16 protein-coding genes are annotated in these 18,706 nt (G+C 59.5%); 7 read left to right on the top strand and 9 right to left on the bottom strand.

Annotation, left to right across the window (positions count from 1 at the left end):
* Positions 1 to 78: 78 nt before the first annotated feature.
* The 3 genes from IEX36_RS14885 to IEX36_RS14875 all read right to left on the bottom strand — a co-directional run bounded on the left by IEX36_RS14885 (position 79) and on the right by IEX36_RS14875 (position 1,543).
* Positions 79 to 414, bottom strand: coding sequence for an ArsR/SmtB family transcription factor (locus IEX36_RS14885; RefSeq protein ID WP_188760376.1), 336 nt, complete (start codon positions 412 to 414; stop codon positions 79 to 81).
* A gap of 9 nt (positions 415 to 423) precedes the next feature.
* Positions 424 to 891 (bottom strand): SRPBCC family protein, encoded by a 468-nt coding sequence (locus IEX36_RS14880; RefSeq protein ID WP_188760375.1) that lies wholly within the window; start codon positions 889 to 891, stop codon positions 424 to 426.
* An 85-nt stretch (positions 892 to 976) separates the two neighbouring features.
* Complete coding sequence (locus IEX36_RS14875) at positions 977 to 1,543, bottom strand: dihydrofolate reductase family protein (RefSeq protein ID WP_188760374.1); 567 nt, start codon at positions 1,541 to 1,543, stop codon at positions 977 to 979.
* 353 nt (positions 1,544 to 1,896) lie between these two features.
* Here IEX36_RS14875 and IEX36_RS14870 point away from each other — a divergent pair, with 353 nt between their 5' ends.
* Positions 1,897 to 3,399 carry a DUF1593 domain-containing protein gene (locus IEX36_RS14870; RefSeq protein ID WP_229669046.1) on the top strand — a complete coding sequence of 501 codons (1,503 nt, stop codon included), beginning with the start codon at positions 1,897 to 1,899 and terminating at the stop codon, positions 3,397 to 3,399.
* A 7-nt stretch (positions 3,400 to 3,406) separates the two neighbouring features.
* Here the strand turns inward: IEX36_RS14870 and IEX36_RS14865 are convergent, their stop codons facing one another.
* The 4 genes from IEX36_RS14865 to IEX36_RS14850 form a co-directional block, all read right to left on the bottom strand.
* Positions 3,407 to 4,492: a glycoside hydrolase family 76 protein gene (locus IEX36_RS14865; RefSeq protein ID WP_229669045.1), complete on the bottom strand. Its 1,086-nt coding sequence runs from the start codon at positions 4,490 to 4,492 to the stop codon at positions 3,407 to 3,409.
* A gap of 18 nt (positions 4,493 to 4,510) precedes the next feature.
* The gene (locus IEX36_RS14860) at positions 4,511 to 4,813 is read right to left on the bottom strand and encodes an anti-sigma factor (RefSeq protein ID WP_188760373.1); all 303 of its coding nucleotides are present in this window, start codon (positions 4,811 to 4,813) and stop codon (positions 4,511 to 4,513) included.
* Positions 4,810 to 5,496: an RNA polymerase sigma factor gene (locus IEX36_RS14855; RefSeq protein ID WP_188760372.1), complete on the bottom strand. Its 687-nt coding sequence runs from the start codon at positions 5,494 to 5,496 to the stop codon at positions 4,810 to 4,812. The genes IEX36_RS14860 and IEX36_RS14855 overlap by 4 nt, the downstream gene beginning before the upstream one ends.
* 145 nt (positions 5,497 to 5,641) lie before the next feature.
* The gene (locus tag IEX36_RS14850) at positions 5,642 to 6,796 is read right to left on the bottom strand and encodes a ThiF family adenylyltransferase (RefSeq protein ID WP_373283054.1); all 1,155 of its coding nucleotides are present in this window, start codon (positions 6,794 to 6,796) and stop codon (positions 5,642 to 5,644) included.
* A 288-nt stretch (positions 6,797 to 7,084) separates the two neighbouring features.
* On the opposite strand from IEX36_RS14850, the gene IEX36_RS14845 reads away from it, so the two are divergent.
* Genes IEX36_RS14845 through IEX36_RS14825 form a run of 5 tightly spaced genes read left to right on the top strand, consistent with a single transcriptional unit; the run spans position 7,085 to position 16,865 of the window.
* On the top strand, positions 7,085 to 10,168 hold the full coding sequence (locus IEX36_RS14845; protein ID WP_229669043.1) for a POTRA domain-containing protein: 3,084 nt from the start codon (positions 7,085 to 7,087) through the stop codon (positions 10,166 to 10,168).
* Positions 10,168 to 10,920, top strand: a complete 753-nt coding sequence (locus tag IEX36_RS14840; RefSeq protein ID WP_188760369.1) for a SurA N-terminal domain-containing protein — start codon at positions 10,168 to 10,170, stop codon at positions 10,918 to 10,920. The genes IEX36_RS14845 and IEX36_RS14840 overlap by 1 nt, the downstream gene beginning before the upstream one ends.
* On the top strand, positions 10,917 to 15,191 hold the full coding sequence (locus tag IEX36_RS14835; RefSeq protein WP_188760368.1) for a translocation/assembly module TamB domain-containing protein: 4,275 nt from the start codon (positions 10,917 to 10,919) through the stop codon (positions 15,189 to 15,191). Before IEX36_RS14840 ends, IEX36_RS14835 begins: the two co-directional genes overlap by 4 nt.
* 18 nt (positions 15,192 to 15,209) lie before the next feature.
* Positions 15,210 to 15,977, top strand: coding sequence for a BON domain-containing protein (locus tag IEX36_RS14830; protein WP_229669042.1), 768 nt, complete (start codon positions 15,210 to 15,212; stop codon positions 15,975 to 15,977).
* Positions 15,978 to 15,998: 21 nt separating this feature from the next.
* Entirely contained in the window at positions 15,999 to 16,865 is an 867-nt protein-coding gene (locus IEX36_RS14825) for a UbiA-like polyprenyltransferase (protein WP_188760366.1), read from the top strand.
* A 70-nt stretch (positions 16,866 to 16,935) separates the two neighbouring features.
* On the opposite strand, the gene IEX36_RS14820 is transcribed toward IEX36_RS14825, so the two are convergent.
* Positions 16,936 to 17,259, bottom strand: coding sequence for a CsbD family protein (locus IEX36_RS14820; RefSeq protein ID WP_188760365.1), 324 nt, complete (start codon positions 17,257 to 17,259; stop codon positions 16,936 to 16,938).
* Between the two features lie 90 nt (positions 17,260 to 17,349).
* Complete coding sequence (locus IEX36_RS14815; RefSeq protein ID WP_188760364.1) at positions 17,350 to 17,499, bottom strand: lmo0937 family membrane protein; 150 nt, start codon at positions 17,497 to 17,499, stop codon at positions 17,350 to 17,352.
* A 137-nt stretch (positions 17,500 to 17,636) separates the two neighbouring features.
* Here IEX36_RS14815 and IEX36_RS14810 point away from each other — a divergent pair, with 137 nt between their 5' ends.
* On the top strand, positions 17,637 to 18,470 hold the full coding sequence (locus IEX36_RS14810) for a prephenate dehydratase (RefSeq protein WP_188760363.1): 834 nt from the start codon (positions 17,637 to 17,639) through the stop codon (positions 18,468 to 18,470).
* Positions 18,471 to 18,706 lie beyond the last annotated feature (236 nt).

Below are 18,706 nucleotides of genomic sequence, written 5' to 3'. Positions count from 1 at the left end.
TAAAGCTAAATTGGAGTCGGCCTGTCATTTGATTATGAGAGTACACGGCGGTGCTGGGGCGGTGCAAGCGAGACGAAGTCAGGCCTCGTCGTCTTCTTCTGCGAGCAGGTCGCCGAGGTGGTCGAGGCGCTTCTCCCAGAGGGTACGGCGGTCGTTGATCCAGCGTTCGACTGCGCTGAAGCCTTTGGGTTCCATGTGGCAGGTGCGGACGCGGCCGACTTTTGTGGTGCGGACAAGGCCGCTGCCTTCGAGCACCTGGAGATGCTGGACGACGGCGGCGAGCGTGATGTTGAGTGGAGCGTGAAGTTTTGAGACGGAGACGGGGCCTCGGCTGAGGCGCTCGACGATGGCGCGACGCGTGGGGTCGCCGAGGGCGTGGAAGACGCGTTCGATACTGGCAGACGGACGGGGCATGATTTGAGTTTAGTTTTCCGGTTGAGTCAATGTGTTGCCGAGTTCGGTGAGCAGATCGCTCCAGCCTTGTTTGCGCATCTCGGGGCCGTCGGAGTGCTCGAAGAAGGCGGCTTGCTCGGTGAAGAGGAGGGTTGTGCCTTCTGCTGTGGGTAGAAATTCGAAGGTGCCCTGCGAGGAGGAGATGCACTGGCCGTTCACGGTCATGGTGTAGGCGAAGACGATGCGGTCGTTGGGGCGAATGTCCTGGTAGATGGACTCGCTGACGCAGTGGAAGCCTTGCGGCGTGGAGAAGGTAAGGCGGTCGCGGCCTCCGACGCGGAAGTCCATGGTGAACTCGCCGACGTCCTTGCGCTCGCCTTCGGCGTACCAGCGGCGCTTGCGGGCGGGGTCGGAGAAGGCGCGGAAGACGCGCTCGGGGCGTGCTGGGTAGGCGCGCTCGATGGTGTAGGTGGCGTGGTTGACGGTGCGTTCGCTCATGCGGGTCCTCGCAGGAATTTCTGAAGCGTAGCAGGTGGTTGCGTCCGGCCTCAAGGTTTAGGCCGGACGCAATTAGGGTATTGGCTCATGCTGCTGGTTCGTAGCAGAGAAAGGTCTTGCCGCTTTTGAAGGTGCGGGATTTTGTCTGTCGGAGCGCCAGCTTTTGCGGGATGCCATCGAACATGGAGCGTCCGCTGCCGAGGGCGATGGGATCGACCATCATCTGGTACTCGTCGATGAGGCCTTCGGGGGCGAGCTGAGCGATGATGGTGCCGCTGCCCATGATGAGGATGCCCGGGCCGGGCTCGTTCTTGAGCCGGCGGACTTCGGAGATGAGGTCGCCTTTGAGGACGCGGGTGTTGGCCCAGGAGGCGTGGTTGAGGGTCCGCGAGAAGACAATCTTTGGCATGCGGTTCAGGCCTTCGGCGACGGTTGGGGCCTGCTGGGCGGCCATGGGGGTGGGCCAGTACTTTGCCATGAGGTCGTAGGTGACGCGGCCGAAGAGGAGCTCGGCGGTGCCTTTGGCGTTTTCGGCCTCGAATGCGGCGTATTCGGGGTCGTCGATGGTGTTACGGGCCCAGGTGAAGTCTCCGTTGTGGCTGACGAAGTAGCCGTCGAGGGTGACGTGGTTGAAGACGAATAGCTTTCGCATGGCGTTCTCCTTATTGGTGGGCGTTGTGGGGGGCGCCCATTAGTTTAGTAAATACTTAACTAATCCTTGGATGATCTAATTGTCAAGTGGATGCTTAACTATTTTCGAGAATTTCCTCGCTTGCTGTCACCCTTTGGTCGAAGACGAAGATTTGTGCTGATACAAGCAAAATGCGGGGGTTCTTCCCCTTCACTTCGTTTCAGGGTCAGAATGACGGAGCTGAAAAGGAAGCTACGGCCACGAGAAGACACTCTACGGCCATTGTCCCGGAGCGCGGAACGCCTATTGCTGAAACGATTTGGGTTGCCCCTATAATTGGCGGTTGTCTGGAATCGGGTTGCTAAGGAGGGGCTTTGCGAGTCTGGGGATGGGTGTGGGTTGCGGTGTTGGTGACGGCTACGTGCGGGACCGGGGTTTCGGCTCCGTTTCCTGCGACGCATGTGGATGAGTTTCAGGGTAAGCCGCGGGTGATTGTGATCAGCGATATCGGCAATGAGCCGGACGATCAGATGTCGTTTGTGCGGTTCCTGCTGTATTCGAATGAATTCGATGTGCAGGCGATGATTGCGGCGACTTCGACGTGGCAGAAGACGGTGACGCATCCGGAGACGATGCGGGCGTTGATTGATGCTTATGGCAAAGTGAGGCCGAACCTGATGCTGAATGCGAAGGGCTGGCCTGAGGCAGAGGATTTGCTGGCGAAGGTCTTTGCCGGACAGCCTGCGTATGGCATGGCTGCTACCGGCGTGGGTAAGGCTTCCGATGGGGCGAAGGCGATTATTCGCGCGGTGGATAAGGATGACAGCCGTCCGGTGTGGGTGTGCATCTGGGGCGGTGCGAATACGCTGGCGGAGGCGCTGATGGAGGTGCGGGCTACGCGGTCTGCGGATGCGGTGGAGAAGTTTGTGGCGAAGCTGCGGGTGTATTCGATCTCGGACCAGGATGATGCGGGGCCGTGGATTCGGCGAGAGTTTCCTGATTTGTTTTATGTCGTCGAGCCTTCGACGCCGACGAGTGGCGAGTATGCGTATGCGACGTGGACGGGCATCAGCGGCGATGTTTACTACCGCAATGGCGATGGCGCGGACTTGACGACGGTGACGAATGAGTGGCTGGAGAAGAACATTCGCATTGGGCCGCTGGGGAAGCTGTATCCGCGGTTCATGTTCATTATGGAGGGGGACACGCCGTCGTTTCTGGGACTGATTGACAATGGGCTGAATGCTTATCGGAGGCCGGATTGGGGTGGTTGGGGCGGGCGGTATGTGTATCGGCAGCCTTATGGTGAGACGCATCCGATATGGACGCAGGGCGGGGATGAGTTTGGACGTGTGACGTCATCGCAGGACACGGTGATGGGTGTGGATGGGAAGATGGATACGTCGGACCAGGCGACGGTATGGCGGTGGCGCGAGGCGTTTCAGCATGACTTCGCGGCGCGGATGAGTTGGACGGTGGAGGACTTCAAGCATGCGAACCACAATCCTGTGGTTGAGGTGAATGGTGAGGGTGGGACTGCTCCGATTGTGATGGATGTTGAGGTGGGCAAGACTGTGACGCTCGATGCGAGTGCGAGCCGTGATCCGGATGGGCAGACTTTGCATTACAGGTGGTTCCACTATGCGGAGGCTGGTGGAGGAGCGGGCGAGCAGTTGGGGTCGGTGTCGATTGCTGGTGCCGATGGCGCGAAGGCGGTGGTGACAGCGACTTCAGCGTGTCATGCACTGTGGCTGCCGTTGATACCTTGTAAGGGCGATGGCGTGGCGCATGTGATTCTGGCGGTGATGGACGATGGGACGCCTTCGCTGACTTCGTACCGGCGGGTGATTTTGCGGATTCATGCGGCGAAGCAGTGAACGCGCTTTAGTGAAGAGCGGCCGCGGCGTTGAGGGCGTCGAGGGCGGAGCTTTGGCGTGAGGCGTCGGCGAGGTCGAATGGGCCGGCCCAGTAGAAGCCGAAGTGGTTGGCGGCGTCGCGGTCGTTGGTCCAGAGGTTTTGGGCGTTGGCGCGGGCGAAGGACTGGTAGCGCGGGTTGGGGAAGGCTTCGTTCAGGAGCATGAGGTTGCGGCTGAAGATGCCTTTGAACTGCGGGACGTCTCCGCCGGTGTGGGCGGGGCTGGTTTCGTGGAGGATGCCGTTTGCGTCGGTGAGGTGGTCGATTGCAGCGAGCGCGATGGCTTCGGCGGTTGCGGGGAGGGTTGGGTCGGGTGCGGCTTTGTTTAATTCGGTGAGTGCGCCGAGGATGACTCCCTGGTTGTAGCTCCAGGTGTTGCCGCCGTTGTTGGTGCAGTGGCCGGGGTCGCGGTAGTTGAGGCCGTCGTTGATGAGGTGGTCGGAGTTGATCATGCCGGAGGCGCGGAACCAGGCCCACTCTTTTTGCGCCCATGCGAGGTAATCTGCGCGCTGCTCGGGAGTGCGTGCGCGGTTGGCGAGTGAGGCGGCGACGTCGAGGAAGAGCTCGTTTTCGATGGCGTTTTTGCCGTGGTTGGGCTTCTTCCACCAGACGCCTCCGCCGCAGGCTGTGGTGTCCCAGCCGGACTGCATGTTGGTGAAGATGGACGCGGCGGTCTGGAGATAACGGCGATCGTGAGTGAGGTCGTAGGCGTCGATCCAGGCGAGTGCCCACCAGCCTTCGTCGTCGTAGTAGCTGTTGATGAAGCCGGGTGCGCCTTTGGGGCCGGTCTGTGCGGCGTGCAGCGTGTTTTTGAAGATGGACCGGTATTTTTTTGTGTGGGCGATGCGGCTGTAGTTGGCGAGCGCGGTGATGGCGTTGGCGGAGTTCCACCAGCCGGTGGTGTTATAGAGGCCAGTCTGGGGCGTGTACCACTGTTGCAGGGAATCGACGGCTGCTTTGGAATAGGCGCGGAAGTCTTGTGCGGGGGAGGAGAGCGCACAGATGCAAAGCAGAGCGGCTGATAGCAGATTGCGAACGGCGATTCGCTTGATCACGGGTCGCAGGATCACGGTCTATGATTTTGCGGCAAGCGGGAGATCGTTGTCGCCTGGGTTTTCCTGCTGGAGCTTGCTCTGGATGTTGGTCCAGACATCGTCGCTGGGTTCGTAGTCCGGTTCGAAGAGGCTTTTGGCGTGCTCGGCGATGGTTTCGAGGTCGCGGACGAGGGCGGCGCAGTCTGGATGACAGCTGAGAAAGGCCTGAAGACGCGGGTCCGTGCTGAGCTTACCGTTGCTGTCGGCGAAGAGGTCGGGTAGATACTGTTCAAATTCCGCAGTGGTCATGGTGTCGAAGTTTGGGAACGATGGGTCACTCATAGCGCCGCTTCCTTGAAGGCAGGTTGGGCGGCCTGGGGAGTGGGTTCGCCGGTTTCTCTTTCGCGAAGAATCTCGCGCAGCCGGAGGCGCGCTTTGTGAAGTTGGCTCTTGCTGTTGCCGGTGGAGCATTCGAGCATCTGGGCGATCTCGTTGTGCTCGAAGCCTTCGACATCATGCAGGATGAAGACCATACGGTAGCCGGGAGGGAGCAGCGCGACGGCGCGTTCGAGCGCGACGCGGTCGACGGAGCCGGCAAGATGGATGTCGCGGCTGCCGAAGTCGCGCTTGGGCGTGTCTTCGTCGGACGGGTTGATGGTCTCTTCGAGCGAGACGAGATTGAGCCCCTTTTTGCGCAGATGCATGAGGACCAGATTGACGGTGAGGCGATGGAGCCATGTAGAGAAAGCGCTTTCGCCGCGGAAGCTGCCGATCTTGCGGAACAGATGCAGGAAGGCTTCCTGCGTCATGTCTTCGGCTTCGGAGACATTGCCCAGCATGCGGAGGCAGAGGGTGTAGACGCGGCGTTTGTGGAGGGCGTAGAGCTTGGAGAAGGCTTCGGCGTCGCCGTTTTTCGCGCGCTCGATCGCATCGAATTCTCCAGCGATGGGAGGGTTCCGCTTAAAGATGGCGGGACCAGATTTAGTCGGCTGCATTTGTGTCATGTGTTGGCCCTGGAGCTCCATGGGTTAGACTCCGGTGTTGGTTCCAAGACAGCGGAATTATATTTTTTTGACTAGGCTTTTAGTTTAAATCAAATGTCGTCTCTTCTTGATTTTCAATTAGTTGAGACGCGTCGGCGCGCATAAAGGTTGTGTGGGAGTAAGGACTTCAGGAGCCGATGAATCGGGCGTAGAGTGAGCGCGCGAGAGTAATGTCGGTGGTGCCCTGGATGATGGCGCGGCCGTCGCTGAAGAGCGTGAGGGTGTGGGGTGGACGCTCGAAGCGGAGCAGGAGATTGTTGAAGCGTACCTGGCCATGGGGGGCGAGGCGGTCGCGCATGGCGGCGAAGTCGACGGGACGATGGTGCTCGTGAATCTGCACGGAGTTGCGTCCGCAGAGCGTGATGTGCGGGCGGCCTTCGCCGGCGAGATGGGTGAACTGGCGCCGGGCGCAGACGGTGCAGGATGGGTTTGGCTTCGAGGCGTTGATTTCGCTGCGCTCGCTTGACCAGAGGTCGAAGGAGAGCAGTGTGCGGCGCATCAGATGCGGCTGATGCGTGAGGAATTTGAGGGCTTCGGTGACCTGGATGGAGGCTGCGAGGTTGACGGCGGTTGAGAGGATGCCGGAGGTGTCGCAGGTTTCGACAGGGCCGGATGGGGGCTTGGGAAAGATGCAGGCGAGGCAGGCGGTGGGGTTGAGGGTAGTGGGGTTAAGGGTATAGGGTGCAGGGGATTCGGTCGCCGAAGGTTTCGGGAGGATGTTCATGGTGGCGGCGTAGGCGCCGATGGCAGCGGCGTAGATCCAGGGTTTGGATTGTTCGACGGCGTAGTCGTTGATGAGGTAGCGGGTCTCGAAGTTGTCAGTTGCGTCGAGGACGATGTCTGCGCCGGCGAGCAGAGCGTGGATGTTTGCGGGGACGAGGTCGTCGATGTGCGCGTTGACGGTGATGGCGGAGTTGAAGAGGGCGATCTTGCGGCGGGCGGCTTCGGCCTTGGGGAGTGATTCGAGGGCGTCGGCCTCGTCGAAGAGGACCTGTCGCTGGAGGTTAGAGGGCTCGACGAAGTCACGGTCGATGAGGGTGAGTGTGCCGACGCCGGCGCGGGCAAGCAGGGAGGCCGCTGCGGCCCCGGTTGCGCCGCAGCCGATGACAGCGGCATGTGACTGGCGAAGCAGGTGCTGGCCTTGTTCAGCGATACCGGGGAAGAGGATTTGGCGCGAGTAACGGTCGGCGTCGGTGATGGGGGAGGTGGGGCCGGGCTGGTTACCGGATTGGGTGCTTGCCGGGGAATCTTCGACGTGTGTGGCCGGGTGATGAGGCATGATGGATTGCGGCTGAAAATGCCGCACTTTCCGTAGTATAGAGAAGATGGAAGCGCGCCGGGCGGGCGTGTCCACTATGGCTGGTAGAGGCATCCAAAGGCAGTAAAGGCTTGGGCGAGACGCGGAGCTTTTTCTTTTGCTGGCCGATGGCTTTTCTACTGTCAAGGAAGCGGGACCGAATTACAGGAAACGATGGGTGGTTTTTTGCGCCGGATGGAAAGAGGTCGAGCGAATTCGCTGAGATGGGTCGCGGGCTGGCTCGTTGCCTTGGGCGTATTGGGGGTAGCGTGCGTGGCGGCGCAGGCCCCTGCCGTGGCGACTGGCGCGAACACGGCGCAGCCTCAACAGGCAGATACGGCTGGCGCGTCGGCGGCAACGGTCTGGCAATGGAAGGGGCTCTACGTCGACAGGATTGAGTTTGAGGGTGTGACCTTCGACAAGACGGACGATTTGCCGAATGAACTGGAGCAGAAGACCGGCGCGCCGCTGGAGCCTCAGAATGTTCGCGCGAGTGTGCGGCGGTTGTTTGCAAGCGGCCGGTACAGGGACATCTCGGTGCGTGGGGTGAGGCAGGGAGATCATGCGACGCTGATCTTCGCGGGCGTGCCGAGGTACTTTGTCGGGCGCGTGACGATTGAGGGAGTGAAGAGCGAGCGGCTGATCTCTGTGCTTTCGTTTGCGACGAAGCTCTCTGCGGGCCGTGCGTTCGAGGACGGCGATATTGCTGCTGGGACAGAAGGCTTGCAGCAGATGTTGCAGCAGCAGGGGTATTACGAGTCGAAGGTGTCGGCGGCATCGGATATCGACGCGGTGAATAACCAGGTGAATGTAACCTACACGGTTACACTCGGAGCCCAGGCGCGGATTGGGACAGTGACGGTGGAAGGCACTGATGTCGGTATGACGATTGCGGAGTTCCGCAAGAGGGGAAAGCTGAAGGAAGGCAGCAAGGTAACGCGCGAAACGACGAGCAATGCACTCACACGGCTGAGGGCGCAGTATCAGAAGAACGATCACCTTGAGGCTACGGTGACGCTGCAGAAGCAGACGTATGATGCGACGAAGAACCGACTGGATTATGACTTTCACGTGAGTCAGGGGCCTAAGGTGAAGGTGCTGGTTGAGGGCGCGAAGATCAAGACAAGCAAGCTGCGCGTGCTGGTGCCGATCTTCGAGGAAGGCGCAATCGACAATGACCTGCTGAATGAGGGTGTGCACAACCTGCGCGATTTTCTGCAGCAGCAGGGATATTTCGACGTGTCGGTCGATGTGCGGGTGGTTGGTCAGGGTACAGGGGCCGAGCGTGTTGTGTTCACAGTGGACCGCGGCGTGAAGCACAAGGTCATCGAGGTAAATATTGTCGGTAACAAATACTTTACCGACGATATATTGCGCGAACGTATGAGGGTGATTAGAGGAAACCTGTATCGGCCGAGCGGACAGTACAGCCCTTCTTTGGTGAGCGCGGACGTGAACTCGATCCAGGCGTTGTATCGTGCGAATGGTTTCGATGAAGCGAAGGTGACGACGAAGATTCAGGACAAGGATGACTCGGCCAACGGCAAGCCTCTGAAGGAGGCGCAGATTCGAGTGACATACAACATCTCGGAGGGGCCGCAGCAGAAGTTTGGCAAAGTCGATGTGATGGGCGTTGCGGCGGCACGGATGGCGGATGTGCGCGGTTTGCTGAATGCGCAGCCAGGACAGCCGTTTTCGCTGGTGACGCTTTCGGGCGACCGCGATACGGTGCTGCAGTACTACCTGAGCAAGGGCTTCGACCAGGTGAAGGTGGAGATTGCGCAGCAGAAGGAGCAGAACAATCCTGACAAGACGGATGTTTCGCTGAATGTGACGGAAGGCCAGCAGGTGTTTGTGGATAAGGTGCTGCTGTCGGGCGTGGAGAAGACGAAGCCAGCGGTCGTTCAGCAGCAGATCCTGGTGCATCCGAGCGAGCCGCTGAACCAGTCGGCGTTGCTGGAGACGCAGCGGAATCTCTATGGCATTGCGCTGTTCAACGAAGTGGTGGCCGCAGTGCAGAACCCTACGGGAGACGATCCGGCGAAGAATGTGCTGTTGCAACTGTCGGAGGCGAAGCGATGGAATGTGACGTATGGTTTCGGCATTGAGGCGCAGACCGGAACGCCGTCACAGGGCATGATCTCAGAGGCTTCGTGTATTCAACTCGGGCTGAACCCTTGCAATATCACGCAGGAAGGCAAGGTCGGCGTGAGCCCGCGGGTGTCGCTGGATGTGTCGAGGATCAATCTGCGCGGCACGGAGGACACGCTCACGCTGCACTCGGCGTTTGGCCTGCTGGAGCAGGTGGCGATCCTGACGTTCCAGAATCCGCATTTTTTGAGCAGCAAGAAATGGTCAGGAGCGGTTTCGGGTGGTTACTCGAATATTCAGGACATTACGACGTTTACGTCATCGACGCTGCAGGGTGACGTCAGACTGACTCAGAAGCCGGAGCGGAAGGACACGTTCATCTACGATTTTCAGTACAGAAGAGTGAAGGTGAACAGCTTGCAGGTGTCGGCTGATCTGATTCCGCTGCAGTCGCAGCCGGTGCGTGTCGGCGGGCCGGGAATTACGTGGTTCCACGATACGCGGTCGCCCGGGCCGCTGGATGCGGTGAAGGGAACGTACTCGACAATCCAGGCGTTTGTTGCGTCGTCGAAGTTCGGGTCGCAGGCGGACTTCTGGAAGGTGGATGGTTCTAATTCGACCTATTATCAGTTTGGGAAAGAGAAGTATGTTCTAGCGCGCAATACGCGGATTGGATATGAACATCCGTGGGGGCCGAATCCGAACATTGGCAATGCGGCGTGCGCGGGGATATTGCTGACGACGAATCCAAGCTGCAGCGCGGTGCCATTGCCGGAGCGTTTGTATGCGGGCGGCGCGAACTCGCTGCGCGGGTTTGGAATCAACCTTGCCGGACCACGAGATCTGCAGACGGGCTTTCCTGTGGGAGGCACGGCGGTGTTTGTGAATACGACCGAGCTTCGCCTGCCCGCGCCTACGTTGCCGTATGTGGGCAGCAGTGTGAACTTCGTGCTGTTTCACGATATGGGTAATGTGTTCCAGAATCCCGGTGATATGTTCCCGTCGTTTCTGCGTTTTCACCAGCCGAACCGCGACACGTGCAACGACTATTCAGGCAAGGTGGGCACGTGCAGCTTCAATTACTTTAGCCACGACATTGGCATCGGCGCTCGCTATAAGACGCCAGTTGGCCCGGTGCGGCTGGACTTCAGCTACAACCTGAATCCACCGATCTACCCGGTGATATATGACTTTGCGAACAATCCACCGCACGTAGGTGCGGCCGGGCACTTCAACTTCTTCTTCAGTATTGGGGAGAGTTTCTGATGTTGGTGGCGGGAAACAATCCGGCGCGCTGGCGAGCAGTGGCGGTGTGTCTTGTTGTGCTGCTCGCGGCGCAGGCGCGGGGATTGCCGCAGGCGACGCAGGCCGCTGCTGCGACCACTACTGCGAACACCGCTCAAGGAGTCGTGCTGGATCGGGTTGTCGCTGTGGTGAATGGCGATGTGATTTTAGAGAGCGATGTGGATGAGGAGAGGCGGTTTGAGGAGATACAGCCTTACCGCCAGGCAGGAACCTTCTCGCGGGACAAGGCGATTCAGCGGTTGATCGATCGCAAGCTCATTTTGCAGCAGGCGGACTTCGAGCCGGAAGACAAGGTGACGGATGCAGAGCTGAACAAACAGATTGCTACGCTGCGCAAGGATATTCCTGCCTGCACGCAATACAACTGCGAGAGCGATGCGGGCTGGACGAAGTATCTTGCTGATCATGGCTTCACGGTGGAGGAGTTTGCGGATCGCTGGCGGCAGCGGATGGAGTTGCTGCGATTTATCGAGATGCGGTTCCGTGCGGGGATCAGCATCTCGGATGCGCAGATCAAGGATTACTACGAGAAGACGATGCTGCCGGAGTATGCGGCGCGGCATGTGGCTCCGCCGCAACTCGACACGATCTCGAAGCGGATTGAGGAGGTGCTGCTACAGCAGCAGGTGGGAAATCTGCTGCAGGATTGGTTGAAGTCGCTGAGGGCGCAGGGGAGCGTGCGCATCTTGTCTCCCGGTGAGGTGGCGCCGTGAGCGACCTGGAGCGGAAGCTGTCGGAGAAGAAGGAGCGTCTGGAGGCGAAGGTCAAGGACGAAGTGCAGAAGGTGAAGCGCTCGCTGGCATCGCAGATTGGACGAGTCGTGCTTTGGACGGTGGGCAGCGCGGTGGCGCTTGCTGCGGTGCTGTTTCTGACGTTTGCGTGGTATTCGACGACGTCGGACTTTGAGCACAGAGTGAATGCCGAAGTTGTGAAGGTGCTGGAAGACGCGACCGGCGGGCAGGTGGAGATCAAGGCGATCCATTTTCACCTGTGGCATCTTGCGGTTGGTGTGGATGGGCTGGTGATTCATGGACTCGAAGGTCCGGGTGAGGCGCCGTATCTTTCGGTAGACAGAATCGAGGCGCAGGTGAGGATCGTCAGCTTTTTTTCTCATCTGACTGGCAGCGGGCTAGCGTCGTATGTGAATTTGAACTCATTGACGGTGGAGCATCCGCAGTTTCATCTGATCGTCGACAAGGACGGCAAGACGAACCAGCCGGTGCCGAAGCATCCGAGCACGAGCAATACTCCGGTGATGGATACGCTGCTTGATTTGAAGGCGGGCGAGGTGTTGCTGGCCAATGGTGTTGCGCTGTTGAATGATCGCGCGATTCCGTTTGACGTGGCGGCGCGTGATCTTGATGCAGAGGTGCATTACATCTCTGCGACGGAGCGCTACGGTGCGACGGTTGATCTGGAAGACCTGCGCACGAAGCTCAAGCAGGAGCCGGAGGCGCACTCGGTGCTGCACATGGAGGCGCAGGTTGGCAGGGACATAGCTGAGGTGACGAAGCTGGACTTCGCCAGTGGGAAGAACTCAACGCTGGAGGCGACGGCGAGCCTGACGCACTTCGCTCAACCGGAGTGGCAGATTGCGGCAAAAGGCAATCTGGAGTTGAAGCAGGTTTCAGCGCTGACGGGTGTGGATGGATTGAGCGCGGGCACCGTTGATCTGGATATGAAGGGGCATAGCTGCGCGGTCGCGTCGGCGCCTGAGAAGCAGGGGTTCTGGCGGAGGTTTGAGGCGAAGAGGGCAAAGGCCCCGCAGCCGGAGCCGGGCTGTGTGTCGGGTTATTTGATTACGGGCGCGGCGAAGATCCATGGTGTGGCGTATCGCGACGAGTACATACGGACGCAGGGTGTCGATGGCGGAGCGACGCTGCATATCACTCCGGATGAGTTGTTATTGACCTCGATGATGGCGCGCTTGCCTGGTGGAGGAATCGCGGCGGGCGATATGCGGATTGAGAACTGGCTGGGCAATGCGCCTGTCGAAAAGGGGAAAAAGCCGCAGCCTTCGCACGCATTCATCGATGCCACGCTGACGAAGATGCCTCTGCGCACGATCATGGACGTGACTGCGCCGGAGCACTATGGCGACCTGGGATTCGATACAGCCGTATCGGGACCTGTGAAGGTGGAATGGCTTGGCACGAATGATGTTGCTTCGACGGTTGAGGTAGATGGGAAGCTCGCGTTTGCGCCGACCGGCGTGCCGCGCAAGGGCGCACGCTCGAATGTTCCAGTGACGGGCCAGACGGTGGCGCACTACTCGGGCAAGAACGAGACGGTGATGATTCAGCAGATCGCGCTGCGCACGCCTGGCTCGACACTGGAGGCGTCGGGCGTGTTGGGCGTGAACAATGGCGATGCTCTGACGATGCTGCGGACGGATTTGACGGTGAGCAATCTGGGGGACTTCGACCAGTTGCTGACGACGCTTGATCTGGAAGCGAATGGCAAGCGGGGCGCGGCGGCGATTCCAGTCGTGCTGCATGGGTCGTTGCAGTTCAATGGAACGGCGCGTGGAGCGGTGCGTGATCTCGACGTGAAGGGACATGTGCAGGCGGAGAATGTCGAGTTTGCGCTGGACCAGACGGATGCGTCGATCGACTCCGTGACGAGTGATGCTGAATATTCGCCCGATGGCGGGTTGGCGATTGCGAATGCTACGGTCCGGCGCGGAAGCGCGGTGCTGAATGCCGAGGGAACGCTGGTGCCTCGTAAGGAGGTGTCGAAGCGCGGTGTGGCGAGCTATGTATGGGACAGCGGCATGGCCGTCGATGCAACGGTGCAGCTGGCCGATGCCAGCATGACCGATGCGATGCAGATTGCCGGCGTCAAGGAGATTCCTGTGACAGGGACTGTGGCGTTGAACGCGCACGTAACGGGCACGTTCGACAACATGAGCGGCGGTGGGCATATTTCGCTCGTGAATGGTGAGGCGTATGGCGAGCCGTATGAATCGGTAGGCGCGGACCTGGTGGCACAGGGCAAGGACATCGAAGCTGACAATGTCGTACTGAAGCTGCACGGAATGCAGATCGATGGCAGAGGCGGATACGACATGGGCTCGGAGCACCTGCATGGGCACGTCGAAGGGCATGATCTGGTGCTCTCGAAGTTCGTTGTCGTGCAGCGTGCGAAGACTGGACTGGACGGAGTGGCCAGCATGGTTGCGGATGCAGATGGAACGGTCTCGCAACCTGGTTTGAAGGCGAGTGTGAAGCTCGATGGCGTTACCTACAAAGGACAGGCCGCTGGGAACGCGGTGGCCGATGTGCATAGCGAAGGCAAGAACCTCTATTACACGATCAACTCGACTCTGCTTGGGGCAAAGATTGATGCCAACGGACAGGTGCAGATGGCGGGCGATTTTCCTGCACAGGGCAAGGTGACGGTGACGGGGCTTGATGTGGGCAAGCCCCTGGCGATGTTCGGTGCAAGCGGGATCAAAGCGCAATCGATGATCAACGGCTCGGTGACGGTGAGCGGGCCGTTGAAGACGCCCAAATTGCTGAGCGGCGAAGGTGTGTTCAATCAGGTGGACGTGAAGCTGCAGGGTGTTGAGTTGAAGGCTGCCGAGCCTCTGCGGATTGGATTGCAGAACGGAGTCGCTACGCTGGAGCAGGTTCACATCACCGGGCAGGACACGGACATGCGTGCAAGCGGCACGGCGCAGTTGTTTGGCTCGACTGATCCGAAGGGCGGGAAGCTGGATGTGAAGGCGACGGGCAGTGTGAGCGTTGCCCTGCTGCACACCTTCGATCCTGACCTGAATTCAAGCGGGAAGATGGAGTTCACGATTGCGGCGGGCGGCAGAGTGATGAAGCCTGCGCTGACTGGGCGCGTGCAGTTCGACAACGTGAACATTGCGATGGATGGCGTGCCGAATGGGCTGAGCAATATGAACGGCACGCTGGTCTTTAACCAGGACAGGTTGCAGGTGGAGAAGCTGACCGCGACGACCGGCGGCGGACAACTGAATATTGGTGGTTCGATCCGTTACCAGAATGGCGTGTATGCAGACCTGACAGCAACTGGTGATACTGTGCGCGTGCGGTTGTATGGGCTGAGCGCGACTGCGAATGCGAAGCTGCGGCTGCAGGGAGGGCCAGATAGTTCGCTGCTAAGTGGGAATATTCTGCTGACGCGGTTTGGCGTGGGTGCGGATGTGGACTTTGCGGCATTCTCGTCGGTCGGCGGCGTGAGCGCACCTCCGGACCCGAACGCGCCGGCAAATAAGATTCGGCTGGATGTGCATATCACGAGCGCTCCGCAGTTAGACTTTCAGAACTCGTATGCGAAGCTGGCTGGGTCGGTAGATTTGACGATTCGCGGAACGGTTGCGGTGCCGTCAGTGTTGGGCCGTATCGAGATTAACGATGGGAGCGCTACGTTTGCCGGGACGAAGTATCAGCTACAGCGCGGAGAGATCTACTTCACGAATCCGGTGCGGATCGATCCGACGATTGATCTGGATGCAACGGCGCGTGTCGAGACGTACGACATTACGGTGGGATTGCATGGGACGGCTACAAACCTGAAGCCGACGTATCGTTCGGAGCCTCCACTGAGCGAGAGTGATATTTTTGCGCTGCTGGCGCTGGGGCGCACGCAGGAAGAAGCGCAGCTTTACCAAGAGAAGCAGATGCAGGCGGGAACGGATCCGACGACGAGTGCTTTGCTTGGCGGCGCGTTGAATGCAACGGTGAGCAATCGTGTGGAGAAGCTATTCGGAGTGGGTAGCGTGAAGATTGATCCGGCGTTTGTCGGAACGCTGGGCAATTCGTCGGCACGTATTACGGTGCAGCAGCAATTGTCGCGACAGATTACGGCAACGTTTGCGACAAATGTGAACTCCTCGGCGCAGCAATTAATCCAGGTGGAATACGACCTGAATCCCACTTCGTCGATTGTAGTGACGCGTGATGAATCGGGCGTGTTCAGTATTGTGTATAAGTTGCGGCGGCGCTATCGGTAGGCCATTTTGGAGATGTTCATGAGATCGAGGTTTGTGGGTTGGCTCTGCGTGTTGGTGCTGTGCTGTACGGCGATGAGTCTGGCCCAGGTGGATAGTGCAACTAGCAGATATGACTCGCAGATTCGGGCTGAGATGTCTCGGGCACTTGGTGGCCGGAGATTTCGAGCAGTGAAGGCTGAGGTCCACGACGGTATCGTGACACTGACCGGGACGGTTCAGGTTTACAGCGCGAAGACGGATGCGAGCAGGCGTGCGCATCGCAGACGATATGTACGTGGCGTTGAGAATCTGATTGAGGTTGCAGGGCCGGTGGTCGATGACGATACTCTGCGAAACAAGCTCTCGGAGAAGATTGCATATGACCGTATCGGTTATGGGACAACGGCGTTCAATGCATTCACGATCGGAGTGAAGAACGGGGTGGTGACGCTGGGTGGCGTAGCGTACGGGCCCGTGGACAAGGACTCGGCGGTGAGCCTGGTGTCGAACTATCCGGGGGTGAAGGGTGTGGAGGACAAGATTGAGCTTGCTCCGCTGTCTCCGATGGATGACCGTATTCGCCTGGCAGAAGCGCGTGCAATATATGGTGCGCCACAGTTGAACCGCTATGCGATTGATCCGGCGAAGCCGATTCGGATTACCGTGGTCCACGGCAATGTGACATTGACTGGACTGGTTGATACCCAGAGCGACAAGGATGTGGCTTTTGTCCGTGCAGGTGGCGTTCCGGGCGTCTTCAAGGTGATTAATCTGTTGCAGGTTGCTGGAGCGGCTCCGGAGAAGTAGAGGTTCTTTTACGATAGAGATATGGCTTCTTTGTTGAAGAGTACTCGGGTGACGCTTGAGATGATCAAGTGGGAGCACTCGGTGTTTGCGCTGCCGTTTGCTTTGACCGGCGCGGTGTTGGCGGCTGGCGGCTGGCCAGCGTGGCGTGTGCTGGGTTGGATTGTGGTGTGCATGGTTGCGGCACGGTCGGCGGCGATGGCGTTCAACCGGCTGGCGGATGCTGGGCTGGATGCGGAGAATCCGAGAACGGCGATGCGGGCGATTCCGGCGGGTTTGTTGAGTCGCGGGTTTGTTGCAGGGTTCGTGGCGGTTTCGGCTGGGGTGTTTCTGCTGGCGGCGGCGCGGCTGAACCGGTTGACGCTGGAACTTGCTCCGGTGGCGCTGGCGGTGGTGCTGGCGTACAGCCTGATGAAGCGGGTGACACGGTGGTCGCACCTGGTGCTGGGACTGGCGCTTGGGATTGCGCCTTCGGCGGCGTGGATTGCGGTGCGCGGGTCGCTGGACTGGCGGATCGTGGTGCTAACTGGAGCGGTGTTGCTGTGGGTGGGTGGGTTCGACGTGTTGTATGCGTGCCAGGACTTTGAACATGATCGCCGCGTGGGGTTGAAGAGTGTGCCGCAGGCGTTCGGGGTGCGCGGCGCGTTCTGGATTGCGCGTGGGATGCACCTGGGGATGCTGGCGCTGCTGTGCTGGCTGGTGGTGCTGTTCGGGTTGGGGAAGGTTTCGGTGCTGGGAGTGGTGGTGGTGGCGCTGCTGCTGCTGTATGAGCACTCGATCGTCTCGCCGGGCGATTTGCGGCGGATGAATGCGGCGTTTTTTACGCTGAATGGGATCATCTCGGTGCTGTTCTTTGGATTTGTCGCGGCAGACGTTCTGCTGCGGAGATAGAAAAGACCCGCCGGCAAGGCGGGTCTTTGTGAGAACACAGAGACGTGATGGTTGGAGCGTATAACCAGCGCTATTCTTTGATGTGCTCGCGTTCAACACGCTGGTCATTTTGGATGTTGTCGAGATTGTCGGCGATCCGGTCTTTGAGGCTTTGCGTGCCAGATGCGATACTGTCGCGCGCACGATCCTGGTCTGCTTGATGTTTTGCCTCGGCAGTCTCCTTGATCTCGTTGGCGGTGTCTTTGATATGGCCCCAGGTTTCTTTTGCAGAGCCTCTGATCTGGTCGGCGACACCTTGATTTGCGATGCGCTGATTCCCCGTTGATTCGCCAGCTTTTTGTTTAACTTTGCCGATGAGTTGTTCGACTTTCCCAGAAATCTGATCTTTATTCATTGCAGTCCTTCCTTTCCGTAGGGCAAGCGGATGGTTACTCTGCTCCGCTGCAGGTGATGAGTTGCAGGTCGGCTTGCAACGTTTCGGTCGTCAAACGACGCGGCGTCCGGCGATCAGGTTGTAGATCAGGACAATAATGGCGAGTACCAAAAGGATGTGGATCCAGCCTCCGAGCGTGTAGCTGCTTACCAGGCCAACAACCCACAGCAGGAATAGGATGATTGTGATAGTCCAGAGCATGCATCTCTCCTCACTTTTGACTTGGCTTGCATACGTTCGTGGCTCTAGGGCCTGTTGAAGTAAGTTGCGCTGGAACAGTGTGAGGTTGCCAGACTGCGTACAATGGCTGTATCTGCTTAGGGAACAGGGGTTAGCCGGTGAAGATTGCGATTCAGGGCGAGATGGGGTCGAACAGCCACATGGCTGCGGTGGCGATGCTGAGCGACCTGCGGGGGCTGGAGATCGTGGCGTGCACGGTCTCGGCCGAGGTGATGGCGAAGGTGGTTGCGGGCAGTGTGGATGGGGCGGTGCTGCCGATTGAGAACAGTCTGCACGGGTCGGTGGCGGAGCACTACGACCTGCTGCTGGAGATGCCGGTGCGGATTGAGCGGGAGAGCTTGCTGCGGATCCGGCACAACGTGATCGCGGCGCCGGGGGTGAAGCTGGGTGAGGTGCGGAAGGTGATGTCGCACCCGGTGGCGCTGTCGCAGTGCAGGAAGTTCCTGGCGTCGCATCCGGAGCTGGAGGTGGTGCCGTTCTACGACACGGCGGGGAGCGTGAAGCACGTGATGGCGGCGGGGCTCCGGGATGCTGCGGGGCTGGCGCCGGAGTTGGCGGCCTCGTGGTACGGGGCTGAGGTGCTGCTCCCGGGAGTGGAGGACCATGCGGACAACTTCACGAGGTTCCACCTGATCCGGCGGGATGGGGTGGTGGATGGAGAGTTCGGGCCGACGGGTGAGCCGAACAAGATGAGTGTGGCGTTCGCGATCGACCACCGGCCGGGGACGCTGGTGGCGGCGCTGGAGCGGCTGGCGGCGGCGGGGGTGAATCTGACGAAGATCGAGTCGCGTCCGGTGCCGGGGAGTCCGTGGGAGTACGTCTTCTACGTGGACGCGCGGTTCGATAGCCGGGAGCGGGCGGAGGCGGCGCTGGCGGCGCTTCGGGAGCACTGCCGGATGGTGAAGGTGCTGGGGCGGTATCGGGCGGCTTAGGCCCCCTCCCCCATACTTTTTTGCGTAAAGTCTTCATTCGAGTTTGGTTAAGTCTGGACTTCACGCGGGCCTCCTTCGGTGAAAATGCAAGACCCCGGCTGGTGGCCGGGGTCTTTTTGACTCTATTTCTATGAAGATTATCCCCTTGACACAAGGTAAGGACATTGCTATCCTTTCTTCACTGAAGGCTTGTTGAGTCTTTCCACCTCTGTTTTCAAGTGTTTGACGATCTTCGG

This window comes from Edaphobacter acidisoli (genome assembly GCF_014642855.1).
In the GTDB taxonomy this organism is placed as follows: domain Bacteria; phylum Acidobacteriota; class Terriglobia; order Terriglobales; family Acidobacteriaceae; genus Edaphobacter; species Edaphobacter acidisoli.
The sequence above is the reverse complement of the archived record's forward strand: the minus strand, read 5'-3'. Positions and strand labels throughout refer to the sequence as shown.

What these genes read in the sequence shown, in the direction of transcription:
- IEX36_RS14855 (WP_188760372.1), bottom strand. Translation starts at nt 5,496, where the DNA reads ATGGAGCTCCAGGGCCAACACATGACACAAATGCAGCCGACTAAATCT.
- IEX36_RS14860 (WP_188760373.1), bottom strand. Translation starts at nt 4,813, where the DNA reads ATGAGTGACCCATCGTTCCCAAACTTCGACACCATGACCACTGCGGAA.
- IEX36_RS14825 (WP_188760366.1), top strand. Translation starts at nt 15,999, where the DNA reads ATGGCTTCTTTGTTGAAGAGTACTCGGGTGACGCTTGAGATGATCAAG.
- IEX36_RS14820 (WP_188760365.1), bottom strand. Translation starts at nt 17,259, where the DNA reads ATGAATAAAGATCAGATTTCTGGGAAAGTCGAACAACTCATCGGCAAA.
- IEX36_RS14815 (WP_188760364.1), bottom strand. Translation starts at nt 17,499, where the DNA reads ATGCTCTGGACTATCACAATCATCCTATTCCTGCTGTGGGTTGTTGGC.
- IEX36_RS14885 (WP_188760376.1), bottom strand. Translation starts at nt 414, where the DNA reads ATGCCCCGTCCGTCTGCCAGTATCGAACGCGTCTTCCACGCCCTCGGC.
- IEX36_RS14840 (WP_188760369.1), top strand. Translation starts at nt 10,168, where the DNA reads ATGTTGGTGGCGGGAAACAATCCGGCGCGCTGGCGAGCAGTGGCGGTG.
- IEX36_RS14880 (WP_188760375.1), bottom strand. Translation starts at nt 891, where the DNA reads ATGAGCGAACGCACCGTCAACCACGCCACCTACACCATCGAGCGCGCC.
- IEX36_RS14830 (WP_229669042.1), top strand. Translation starts at nt 15,210, where the DNA reads ATGAGATCGAGGTTTGTGGGTTGGCTCTGCGTGTTGGTGCTGTGCTGT.
- IEX36_RS14875 (WP_188760374.1), bottom strand. Translation starts at nt 1,543, where the DNA reads ATGCGAAAGCTATTCGTCTTCAACCACGTCACCCTCGACGGCTACTTC.